Genomic DNA, 10,537 nt, shown 5'->3' on the forward strand with positions numbered 1-10,537 from the left:
TCACCTCGCTACTCTGAAATCCTACCTTTTTTTATAGCGATAGTCAATTAATTGATTTCTGTATAATAGCTTGTGAAAGTTATCACAATCAGCTATACTCTTATTTGAGAAATTGTGCAGATATACGGATGAAAAGGGAGATACTTATGCGAAAATTAGTTTTACTCGGCGGTGGATACGGAAATATGCGGATTTTGCTTCGCTTATTGCCAAATAACCTTCCGCTTGATACGGAAATCATTTTAATCGATCGAACGCCATTCCACAGCATGAAAACGGAATTCTACGCGCTTGCAGCAGGAACCGCATCGGATCATGAAGTACGGGTGGCATTTCCTGAAAGCGACCGCTTGACGATGGTCCACGGAGAAATTGAGAAAATCAACATGGATGAAAATTGCGTGGTTATGGAAAACGGCGATTGCATCGAATACGATGATTTGGTAATCGGCCTGGGCTGTGAAGACAAATACCACAGCGTTCCAGGAGCAGATGAATTCACGTACAGCATCCAGACGATCGGCAAAACACGCGAAACTTTTAAAACGCTTTTAGGCCTTCCTTCAGGCGCGGTCGTCGGCGTTGTCGGCGCAGGGCTTAGCGGAATTGAATTGGCAAGCGAACTGCGTGAAAGCAGACAAGATCTTCAGATCAAGCTGTTCGACCGGAGTCCGCGGATTTTGCGGGACTTCCCGGAGCGCCTGAGCAATTTCGTTAAAAAATGGTTCGATAAAAACAATGTGGAAGTGATTCCGAGCTCCAACATCACAAAAGTGGAGCCGAATCTTCTTTATAACCACGAAGACACCATTCCGGTGGATGCAGTGGTTTGGACTGCAGGCATCCAGCCGGTGAAAGTCGTGCGTGAACTTGGCCTTGAAAGCGATAGCAGCGGTCGCATTGTCATCAACCAGTACCACCAAATTCCGAATCACGAAAACGTTTATGTTGTAGGCGACTGTGCAGCGTTGCCAATGGCACCGTCTGCCCAGCTGGCAGAAGAGCAAGCGGAACAAATTGTCAAAGTGCTGTCGGCAACTTGGAGAAACCAGCCGCTGCCGGAGCAGATGCCGGAAATCCAGCTAAAAGGATTCCTTGGGTCGCTCGGCAAAAAGCAAGGTTTTGCTTACTTGGCAGACCGTACCGTAACAGGCCGCATTGCCCGCTTGATGAAGTCCGGCGTGCTTTGGATGTACAAATGGCATAATGGCTGATTAGGGAAAAGTGATTTTGGCATATTGAGGGTTTTGCAAAAGACTTTCTTTTTGGATCTGAAGCGTTATGCAAAATTAAAGTGGAAAGAGGCTGCCGTAGCGAGTGAGAGCTTATACGGAAGCCTCTTTTTTTGTTTACTTGAAATGGCTGTTGTAAATCAATGGAATAGCTTTTTTCAATTCATGCACTTTAAGAAGAGAAGACCTCAAACAATGTACAAACTAGGATGATTTTTGGGAATGGCCTTAACACCTTGGTGTTTAAGGTCTTTTTGCATTAAAAGAAAACCTTTAGAGGTTTAAACTAAACTTACATTTTAAAAACTGTAAAATTGTTGCGGAATTTTGGTAAGAAAACTAACAATTAACACTCTAGAACTTATATGGCAAGATCAGTAAAGTGTCAAAAAAGTTAGAATTTACTGAAAACAAAGCGCGGAAGACTGAAAGAAAAGCGAAGAGGTGCAAACATTTCAAGTTCTTTGCTTTTAAATGATTTGACTACAAATCAGATGAATGGTTTACAAGCTTTATTCCCTATGACTCTATATGGGAATATGAAACGGCGGTTCTTCGAATAAATGAAAGCGGATACATGGAGTCGCCGCCTTCACTTGATAGACAGGTTGGAAAAAGAAAAGTCACTGCTGCGATTTTTGGTGGGCTGTTTAAAGAAATACATGAATATATTCTGGTAGTTAATTTGAAGTGGAGGGGAAAGGAATGGATCATATGCACCCAATAACTGATATTGAAAAAAGAACGGTCAAGAAAACAATGAAAAGGATTTTGCCGTTTATTTTACTTCTTTACGCAGTTGCTTTTTTGGATAGGATCAATCTTGGGTTTGCTGCTCTAGAGATGAATGCAGATTTAGCCTTAACGGCTGAAGTGTTTGGTTTGTTATCCGGTTTATTCTTTATTGGTTATTTCCTGTTTGAAGTTCCAAGTAATTTGATGTTAAAAAAGTTTGGTGCAAAACTATGGATTTCTCGTATTATGATTACTTGGGGAATTATCGTCGTATTAACGGGATTTGCCCAATCTGCAACCCATTTATATATATTACGATTTTTACTTGGAGTGGCTGAGGCCGGTTTTACACCGGGCATCATTCTATACTTAACGTATTGGTTCAGAACACGTGAAAGAGGGAAAGCAACCGCTGTCTTTTTTGTTGCTTTGCCCTTGAGTGCGTTGGTAGGGGCACCGCTGTCTACCTGGATTATCGATACGATTTCTTGGAGTGGATTAGCAGGCTGGAGATGGATGTTCATTTTAGAAGGCATACCGGCCGTGCTATTGGGAATTGTTGTTTTGTTTTACCTGACAAATAAGCCAGCTGATGCGAAGTGGCTGACAGTTGAAGAAAAAACATGGCTTGAAGGCGAATTGGAAAAAGAGAGAGAGTTAAGCTCTATGGTTAATAAAACTTCGCATCGTGCGATGTTGAAAGATTCGAAAGTCTGGAAATTGTCTCTTGTTAATATGGCCGGCTTCGTTGCTGTAAATGGGTTGTCTTATTGGATGCCGACAATTCTTAAATCTTTATCTTCTTCTTCGACAACGAATATTCAAATCGGCTGGTTGGCCATGATTCCATCACTTATCGCCATTCCAGCCATCCTGTTTGTTGGATGGAATGCAGATCGGACAAACTCTTATAAAAAGCATTTAATTGCCTGCATTTCAATTGCTATGGTTGGCCTCATAGGATGTGCGCTGGTACCGACTGCCCCTTTAATGGTCCTAATGTTATCGATTACTTCTGCAGGATTATACGGAATATCGGGTTCATTCTATGCATATTTAACGTTCTTCTTTACGCAATCAACGGCACCTGCAGGCATCGCCTTAGTAAGCTCGCTTTCTGCAATTGGCGGTTTTATCGGCCCGATGCTGCTGGGTGTCGTAGAGTTAAGAGAAGGCATGTTTGTTATTGCTGGCTTTATGCTTGTCAGTCTCCTTACACTTTTCACTTTAAAACTAGAGAAGAACCGAAAGAACGAGCTTATAGCAGAACAAGCTGTTGAAGTTTCGAATTAAATAAAAAAGCGCTCAATGAGCGCTTTTTTCTTATGCTTCTGCTGAAAAGCCGTGTTTTTCAAGTTCCTTGTATACCGGTTTCAACTGGACGTATCCTTCGCCGACAACTTCGCCTTCTACTAATACAAGCGGATAGAAAAATTCGTCGTCTTGGATCCGCTGGGCGTAGTCTTTGCGGTGTTCCAGGTCTTGCGGTTTCTCAATATCGATATAGGTAATTGAAAATGGCTGGTTCTTGTATTTACGAGAAATTGCCGCTTCGAGCCATTCATAGGTGTCTATGGAAGAAGGGGCATTGACGCAGCTTGCACAAATAACATCGGTTCCGTAAACTTCAATCGAGATTTCTTTTGGCATTTTAGTGTACCTCCTGTAAATTCATTAGTGGCTTTTTCCTCTCAATCACATTATAATGATTATAATGAAAGGAGTCGATATAAATGACTGAAGCTATGATGGAAAGCCAAGTAATGGAAGTCCTAGATAAATTGCGTCCATTCCTTTTGCGTGACGGTGGAGACTGTGAACTTGTAGATGTGGAGGATGGAATCGTAAAACTTCGTCTTCTGGGTGCATGCGGCAGCTGCCCAAGTTCGACCATTACATTAAAAGCAGGTATTGAACGCGCATTGATGGAAGAAATTCCTGGCGTTGTAGAAGTAGAGCAAGTATTTTAATGCCAAGGGACCCTTCATAGGTCCCTTTTTTGCTACATATAATTAATGCCTGGCACAAGCTTGTTCGCTTGAAGCAGGCAAACGTTTATTGCTATGATGATGAAAGAGGAGTGATAGGTATGGCACAAGTAGTTGAAATTACTGAAGCGGCTTCTTTTCAAGTCAAAGAAATGATGCGCCATAACGAAGAAGAAGATTCATTTCTTCGCGTAGCTGTTAAAGGCGGAGGCTGCAGTGGATTGACATACGGAATGGGCTTTGAAAAAGAACAAGGCTCTGATGATGATATATTGGAACAATTCGGCATCCGTATTTTAGTGGCGAGAGAAGATGCACCTATTTTGAACGGTACAGTAGTTGATTACAAGCAGTCATTGATGGGCGGCGGATTCACCATTGAAAATCCGAACGCCATCGCTTCATGCGGCTGTGGCACTTCTTTCCGAACTGCCAAAAAAGCAGGAACGCCGGAAAGCTGTTAAAGTGGAAAACCTTCTCATTTGAGAAGGTTTTTTTATTTGGAAATCACCTAAGGAACGGCAATTTGCAGAAAGCAAGCACATTGCACAAGTTCTTTCTCATTCTATGGGACATCCGTAATAATTCCATCACACTTGATGGAGAAAGCTTACAGCAGGGCAATTGTGAGTTGAAAACGGTATACAAAAGGGCTAATATAGAGTGTAGGAGTATATAAGCTTTAAAAATGACTTGAAGGTGGTTGCGATTGTGGTTAAGAGACCCTCAATTTTAGTACTAGGAGCAGGATACGGCGGTTTAACTACTGTAGTAAACTTGCAGAAAGTGTTGGGCACAGATGGTGCTGACATTACGTTGATCAATAAAAACGAATACCATTACGAAAGCACATGGCTTCACGAAGCTGCTGCCGGAACACTTCTTCCAGAACAAGTTCGTTACGACATCAAAGATGTAATTGATAGCGTAAAAACGAAATTCGTTCAAGCAACAGTTGAAGCAATCGATGTTAAAGGTAAGAAAGTGACGACTGATAACGGTGTCTTTACATACGATTATCTTGTGATCGGTTTAGGATTTGAAGGGGAAACTTTCGGAATTCCTGGCCTTGACAAATATGCGCTTTCGATTGCGAACGTTAAAGCTGCACGTTATATCCGCGAACACATCGAGTTCCAATTTGCGAACTGGTCAGCGGAAGAAGAGAAAGACGATAGCCGTTTGACGATCGTTGTCGGCGGAGCCGGTTTTACAGGAATCGAGTTCTTAGGCGAACTTGCTAACCGCGTTCCTGAACTTTGCAAAGAATACGATGTACCGCGCGAAAAAGTGCGCGTTGTCTGTGTAGAAGCGGCACCAATGGTATTGCCTGGGTTTGATCCGGAACTTGTCAGCTATGCAGTAGGCAAATTGGAATCCAAAGGAATCGAATTCTCCATCGGTACGCCGGTTGTTGAAGCGACGCCTGAAGGAGTTAACATTAAAAAAGGCGACGATAAATTCGAATTCATCAAAGCCGGTACAGTGGTTTGGGCTGCAGGCGTACGCGGCAGCAAGCTGATCGAAGAGTCGGGCATTGAAAACATGCGCGCCCGCGTAAAAGTGGAACCGGACCTTCGTGCTCCAGGCTTCTCTGATGTCTTTATCGTTGGCGACTGTGCATTGATGATCAACGAAGAAACAAACCGTCCATACCCACCGACTGCACAAATTGCGATGCAGCAAGGTGAAACGGTAGCGAAAAACATCAATTCGTTAATCAAAGGCGAAGATACAATGCCGTTCGTTCCTGACTTGAAAGGAACAGTTTGCTCTTTAGGCGAAGACGATGCTATCGGCGTCGTATTCGGCAAGAAGATTACGGGCAAACGTGCTTCATTCATGAAGAAAATGATCGACAACCGTGCATTGCTATTGGTTGGCGGACCTGGTCTTGTAATGAAAAAAGGTAAATTCAACGTTCTTTAATTAGATCAAAAGCTCCCGCTTGCGGGGGCTTTTTTTGTTAAAGGGGAGGAACTCTGCATGGCAAAACACAAACGCGGAAACATCTGGCTCGGAGCAGCCGGATTAGTCGTTAACGGCAGAAACGAATGGCTGGTGGTGAAAAAGCGCTACGGCGGGCTGAATGGCAAATGGTCGCTGCCTGCAGGCTTTGTCATGGCGACGGAAACAATCGATGAAGCAGCGGTCCGGGAAGTGAAGGAAGAAACCGGAATTGATTGCGAAGTGCTTGGAATGATCGGGTTTCGGACCGGCGTAATCCGGGAGGAAATCAGCGACAATATGGCCGTCTTTTTAATGAAAGCAAGTGATGAGAATCAGCCGATCGCTGCGCAGCTTTCGGAACTTTATGAAGCGGCTTGGCTGTCGCCGGAGAAGTTGGCAGAAGATGATTCAGTCTCCGTCATGCTTCAGGAAATGGTGAATTACGTGCTTGAAGAAGGATTCGAGGCGATAGAAGATGTAAATCCAGGAGATGTTTTCGGCTATTCTACATATAAATTATTTTTTAAGAAATAGAGCATACGAAAGCTGAAAGTGGAATATGAAAGAAAAAAGGGAATGTATCCGTTTACATCACCTTTTTCTATTGTTGCATAATAAAAATAGACATGTTATATTATCAGAATATTAAAAACAATGACAGAGGGAGGTGTTTCGAATGACAGTTTTGAAAAAGGCAATGCCTACAAACAAATGCCCTTATTGTGCAGGCCAAGGATACTTCCAGCTGCGATTGGGCGGTTCAGAAACGTGCTCCCGCTGTTCAGGTTCCGGCAAAAAATGATCCCCCGAAAGACGTCTATGGAGTTGCTTCCATAGACGTCTTTTTATTGTGCATAAGGAATTTCTGCCGAAGCTGAACAAGCGGCTTCGCTTTAGTGTCCAGCTCCGGCGGCCAGCCCCTCGAGGTCGCTTCGGTTTTGTCCCGAACGGCAAAGAGCGCCATTCAAGCCAAACCCTCCAGCGCTTGTCGGGGCTAGATGCCCGCCTGCGCTTTTCTTGTCTAGCTCAGTGCCTAGCTCCTCGGGGCGTAAGCCACTCTGGCTGTGCGGCAAAAAGCGCCGCTTCGCCAAATCGTCTTACGCCTGTCGGAGCTGAACAGGCACTTCCGCTTTTCTTAGTGTCCAGCTCCGGCGGCCAGCGCCTCGAGGTCGCTTCGGTTTTGTCCCGAACGGCAAAGAGCGCCATTCAAGCCAAACCCTCCAGCGCTTGTCGGGGCTAGATGCCCGGCTGCGCTTTTCTTGTCTAGCTCAGTGCCTAGCTCCTCGGGTCGTAAGCCACTCTGGCTGTGCGGCAAAAAGCGCCGCTTCGCCAAATCGTCTTACGCCTGTCGGAGCTGAACAGGCACTTCCGCTTTTCTTTTCCATATTTGACAAAGCGATGAACTCTGGTTCGTGTCGTTGAAAGCCTTCAACATTTCGGGTAAACTGATGAAAGGAATATCGGAGGTTAGAGTTCATGAGTACATCATTTAGTATTGTTCAGTTAATTATTTCGGTTCTTTTATTTTTTGTGATGTTTTTCGGCATCGGCTTTTTGTTGAATATGCTTTTGCGCATGACGTGGCTAATGGCGATCGTTTATCCGATTGTGGTGCTGTTGATCATTGACGATGTCAGCTTTTTCGATTACTTCACCAACCCAGGCGAATCTTTCTCAATGCTGGGGGATACACTGACTTCATTGACAGGCAGTGATATAGCTGTACTGTTGGCAGGTTTTGCCGGAGCAGTCACGTCTGGTTTTGTTATGAAGATTCTTCGCAAAATGGGCTATCAAATGTTTTAACGAGTTATGCAGAAAACGCCAGGCCGGAAAAACGGTCTGGCGTTTTTTTATATTTTGCCGCTACCGCCAGCCTAAGCCAAATAAAAACATTCTTTTGATTATTTCGAGTAACGAACTACTCGGGAAAGAGCAGACATGATAAACTGAAAAGGAAAGCAAAAAAGAGGGGGATTTTCATGGAACTCAAAGTACAGCAAGATGCATTAAATCTTGAAGCGGAAATTCTGGTCGTCGGCCTTAGCCGCCATCCCGAGAATACAAAGGGCTGGAGCGAGTTTTCCGAGCGCTTTAATGGCAAGCTGGAAGAATGGACAAAACAGGATCTGTCGTTTGACTTGAACGCATCCACTACATACCCGACTTTAACCGGTTCAGTTCCGAGGGTATTGTTTATCGGTTTGAATGACCGGAAAAAGCTTACGGAAGAGGATGTCCGTACAGCGTTTGGGCAAGTCGGCAAAGAATTGTTAAAGAAAAAAATCAAGCATGCGGCCGTGTATTTGGATTCGTTCCAAAACGACAGCATCAGTGCTGAAGACGCTGCTTACTTAGCGGCGGAAGGCATTGGCATGGGAACATACCGTTTTGATGATTACAAAACTTCATCAAATGAAGCGGATGTGCATTTGGAGTCCTTGGCATTGTTGACGCAGGAAGATGCAGACGAAGTCCAGGCATCAGCCTTTATCGGTCAGGTATTTGGGGAATCGGTCAATGAAGCACGGACGCTCGTCAACATGCCGGGAAATCTCTTGACTGCGACAGCACTTGCTGATTACGCACAGGAACTGGGAGAAACGTATGGCTTTGAAACCGACATTCTGGGCAAAGCGGAACTTGAAGAACTGGGAATGGGTGCCATTCTTGCAGTAAACCAAGGATCTGTTGAAGAGCCGCGCCTGATTGTGTTGAAATACAAAGCGACCGACAGCTTTGATAAGCCGCTGGCTCTTGTTGGAAAAGGGATCACGTTCGATACAGGCGGCTATTCCTTAAAACCGAAAGACGGCATTGTCGGCATGAAAGGTGACATGGGCGGCGCTGCAGCGGTACTGGGCGCTATGAAAATCATTGGGGAATTGCAGCCCGAGAAAAACGTCGTAGCTGTCATTGCTTCTACGGATAACATGGTATCCGGCAACGCATTCAAGCCGGATGATGTCATCACTTCCTTGAGCGGCAAAACGATTGAAATCCTGAACACAGACGCGGAAGGCCGTTTGGTGCTGGCTGATTCGGTGACGTATGCGAAACAAATGGGCGCTACACATATCATTGATGTGGCAACATTGACGGGCGGCGTAATCGTAGCGCTTGGCAATGACAAAACAGGCGCTTTGACAAACGACGAAGGCTTTTTTGAGACCTTTATGGAAGCAGCGCTTGAAACAGGCGAGTTTGTCTGGAGATTGCCGCTGACTGAACGCGACAAGAAACGCATCCGTAAAAGCGATGTTGCGGACTTGAACAATTCGCCGGGCCGTGACGGCCATATGATTTTCGGCGGCGGGTTTGTCGGCGAGTTTGCTGAAAATACCCCTTGGATCCATTTGGATATCGCAGGGACTTCACATGCAGCATCTCCGCATGATCTGGGTCCGCAAGGCGGAACGGGCGCAATGGTCCGCACATTGGCCATGATGGTTGAAAAAATGGCAGAAGAACAATAAAACATGAAAATGAGCCAGGCAGCAGTTTTTCTGCTGCCTGGCTCATTTTATTTTTGTTCGCCTTTTTTCTTTTCTATTGCTATTTTCATGTCATCGCGTACCGTTTCTTCGGCAAGTGGGATGCCCGACATGTAAGATGCGCGTCCAATCAAATGCCCAGCTACAGGAGAAGTGATGAACAAAAAAGCGATGGCAATCACCAGCTGCGGATTAAAATGGTCTTCCAGCAGCCAGAAGTGGATAAATGTGCCGCCTAGGATACACATCACACCCAGTGTAGAGCTTTTAGAAGCTGCGTGCGTCCGAGTGTAGACATCCGGAAGCCTTACAAGCCCGAGCGCTGTAACGGCACTGAAAATGACCCCTACACTGATTAGAATGATGATGAGGATGTTAACGATTGTTGTTTCGATCGAAAATCTCTCCTCTCTCAATGAATTTCGCAAATGCTGTTGTCCCGATAAACGACAGGATGCTCAACAGCAAAATGATTTCCAGGAAAAACTCGGTTCCGATAATAAGCGACAGCAACGCGACAATCGATACCAGCGCTACGCCTAAAGCATCCAGCGCTACGACGCGGTCCGCAACCGTCGGCCCTTTCACAAGCCGGTAAAGAAGGCCGGAAAAGGCAAAGCTGATGACGAGGAGGGAAACCCAGTAGAATGTCATCATGGGCGGCTCACCTCCAGAATTGCACGTTCGAATGTGTTCTTGATGGAAGACACTGCATCTTCAATATCCTCAAAATCGATGGCGTGAATGTACAGGCGCTTTTGATCTTCCGATATTCCGATCACCAGCGTACCTGGTGTTAAGGTGATCAGTGCAGAAAGTAAAGTCACTTCCCAGTCGTGTTTCAACTCGGTTTCCAGCTCGAAAACAGCAGGGTGAATGTCCAACTTCGGCTGGATCACCAACTTAAATACAGAGAAGCTGGAAAGGACCAATTCTTTCAGGAACAGAAAGAACAGGGAAATGACTGCCCAAATCCGAGATGTGTAAAGCCGGTAAGAAAAGAACCGGCGCATCAGAATAATGAGCAGCAAGCCTACAATAAAGCCGACCGCAAAACCGGTTGGAGTAAACGCGTTGGTCATGAACATCCAAACTCCGGCTAAAAAGAAATTCAGTAAAATTTGCAAAGCCATCTTCA

General features: G+C 45.1%; 13 protein-coding genes. 9 read left to right on the plus strand and 4 right to left on the minus strand.

Going from position 1 to position 10,537, the window contains the following annotated elements:
- Nucleotides 1-146: 146 nt before the first annotated feature.
- On the plus strand, nt 147-1,214 hold the full coding sequence (locus BLQ32_RS09725; protein WP_036808313.1) for an NAD(P)/FAD-dependent oxidoreductase: 1,068 nt from the start codon (nt 147-149) through the stop codon (nt 1,212-1,214).
- A 723-nt stretch (nt 1,215-1,937) separates the two neighbouring features.
- On the plus strand, nt 1,938-3,260 hold the full coding sequence (locus tag BLQ32_RS09735) for an MFS transporter (RefSeq protein WP_074510173.1): 1,323 nt from the start codon (nt 1,938-1,940) through the stop codon (nt 3,258-3,260).
- 30 nt (nt 3,261-3,290) lie between these two features.
- Here BLQ32_RS09735 and BLQ32_RS09740 read toward each other — a convergent pair whose 3' ends face one another.
- Nucleotides 3,291-3,617, minus strand: coding sequence for a YuzD family protein (locus BLQ32_RS09740; protein ID WP_074510174.1), 327 nt, complete (start codon nt 3,615-3,617; stop codon nt 3,291-3,293).
- Between the two features lie 83 nt (nt 3,618-3,700).
- Between BLQ32_RS09740 and BLQ32_RS09745 the strand changes: the two genes are divergently transcribed.
- The 7 genes from BLQ32_RS09745 (at nt 3,701) to BLQ32_RS09775 (ending at nt 9,381) form a co-directional block, all read left to right on the plus strand.
- Nucleotides 3,701-3,937, plus strand: coding sequence for a NifU family protein (locus BLQ32_RS09745; protein ID WP_036808320.1), 237 nt, complete (start codon nt 3,701-3,703; stop codon nt 3,935-3,937).
- Between the two features lie 119 nt (nt 3,938-4,056).
- Nucleotides 4,057-4,419, plus strand: coding sequence for a HesB/IscA family protein (locus BLQ32_RS09750; protein ID WP_053167131.1), 363 nt, complete (start codon nt 4,057-4,059; stop codon nt 4,417-4,419).
- A gap of 247 nt (nt 4,420-4,666) precedes the next feature.
- Nucleotides 4,667-5,884, plus strand: coding sequence for an NAD(P)/FAD-dependent oxidoreductase (locus BLQ32_RS09755; protein ID WP_036808324.1), 1,218 nt, complete (start codon nt 4,667-4,669; stop codon nt 5,882-5,884).
- A gap of 57 nt (nt 5,885-5,941) precedes the next feature.
- A complete protein-coding gene (locus tag BLQ32_RS09760; RefSeq protein WP_074510175.1) occupies nt 5,942-6,439 on the plus strand; it encodes an NUDIX domain-containing protein in 498 nt (165 codons plus the stop codon).
- 163 nt (nt 6,440-6,602) lie between these two features.
- The gene (locus tag BLQ32_RS19840; protein WP_224077573.1) at nt 6,603-6,707 is read left to right on the plus strand and encodes a YuiA family protein; all 105 of its coding nucleotides are present in this window, start codon (nt 6,603-6,605) and stop codon (nt 6,705-6,707) included.
- A gap of 674 nt (nt 6,708-7,381) precedes the next feature.
- On the plus strand, nt 7,382-7,711 hold the full coding sequence (locus BLQ32_RS09770; protein ID WP_036808331.1) for a YuiB family protein: 330 nt from the start codon (nt 7,382-7,384) through the stop codon (nt 7,709-7,711).
- 176 nt (nt 7,712-7,887) lie between these two features.
- Nucleotides 7,888-9,381, plus strand: coding sequence for a leucyl aminopeptidase (locus tag BLQ32_RS09775; RefSeq protein WP_074510177.1), 1,494 nt, complete (start codon nt 7,888-7,890; stop codon nt 9,379-9,381).
- A gap of 47 nt (nt 9,382-9,428) precedes the next feature.
- On the opposite strand, the gene mnhG is transcribed toward BLQ32_RS09775, so the two are convergent.
- The 3 genes from mnhG to BLQ32_RS09790 are packed head-to-tail and all read right to left on the minus strand — an operon-like array spanning nt 9,429 to nt 10,532.
- Nucleotides 9,429-9,827: a monovalent cation/H(+) antiporter subunit G gene (mnhG, locus tag BLQ32_RS09780; RefSeq protein ID WP_244890341.1), complete on the minus strand. Its 399-nt coding sequence runs from the start codon at nt 9,825-9,827 to the stop codon at nt 9,429-9,431.
- The gene (locus BLQ32_RS09785; RefSeq protein WP_074510178.1) at nt 9,775-10,056 is read right to left on the minus strand and encodes a Na(+)/H(+) antiporter subunit F1; all 282 of its coding nucleotides are present in this window, start codon (nt 10,054-10,056) and stop codon (nt 9,775-9,777) included. The genes mnhG and BLQ32_RS09785 overlap by 53 nt, the downstream gene beginning before the upstream one ends.
- Nucleotides 10,053-10,532, minus strand: a complete 480-nt coding sequence (locus tag BLQ32_RS09790; RefSeq protein ID WP_074510179.1) for a Na+/H+ antiporter subunit E — start codon at nt 10,530-10,532, stop codon at nt 10,053-10,055. Before BLQ32_RS09790 ends, BLQ32_RS09785 begins: the two co-directional genes overlap by 4 nt.
- Nucleotides 10,533-10,537 lie beyond the last annotated feature (5 nt).

This window comes from Planococcus glaciei (genome assembly GCF_900099655.1).
In the GTDB taxonomy this organism is placed as follows: domain Bacteria; phylum Bacillota; class Bacilli; order Bacillales_A; family Planococcaceae; genus Planococcus; species Planococcus glaciei.

Bases quoted from the DNA above. Each gene is read 5' to 3' on its own strand.
- BLQ32_RS09725 (WP_036808313.1), top strand. From the start codon at position 147: ATGCGAAAATTAGTTTTACTCGGCGGTGGATACGGAAATATGCGGATT.
- BLQ32_RS09735 (WP_074510173.1), top strand. From the start codon at position 1,938: ATGGATCATATGCACCCAATAACTGATATTGAAAAAAGAACGGTCAAG.
- BLQ32_RS09740 (WP_074510174.1), bottom strand. From the start codon at position 3,617: ATGCCAAAAGAAATCTCGATTGAAGTTTACGGAACCGATGTTATTTGT.
- BLQ32_RS09745 (WP_036808320.1), top strand. From the start codon at position 3,701: ATGACTGAAGCTATGATGGAAAGCCAAGTAATGGAAGTCCTAGATAAA.
- BLQ32_RS09750 (WP_053167131.1), top strand. From the start codon at position 4,057: ATGGCACAAGTAGTTGAAATTACTGAAGCGGCTTCTTTTCAAGTCAAA.
- BLQ32_RS09760 (WP_074510175.1), top strand. From the start codon at position 5,942: ATGGCAAAACACAAACGCGGAAACATCTGGCTCGGAGCAGCCGGATTA.
- BLQ32_RS19840 (WP_224077573.1), top strand. From the start codon at position 6,603: ATGCCTACAAACAAATGCCCTTATTGTGCAGGCCAAGGATACTTCCAG.
- BLQ32_RS09770 (WP_036808331.1), top strand. From the start codon at position 7,382: ATGAGTACATCATTTAGTATTGTTCAGTTAATTATTTCGGTTCTTTTA.
- BLQ32_RS09775 (WP_074510177.1), top strand. From the start codon at position 7,888: ATGGAACTCAAAGTACAGCAAGATGCATTAAATCTTGAAGCGGAAATT.
- BLQ32_RS09785 (WP_074510178.1), bottom strand. From the start codon at position 10,056: ATGATGACATTCTACTGGGTTTCCCTCCTCGTCATCAGCTTTGCCTTT.
- BLQ32_RS09790 (WP_074510179.1), bottom strand. From the start codon at position 10,532: ATGGCTTTGCAAATTTTACTGAATTTCTTTTTAGCCGGAGTTTGGATG.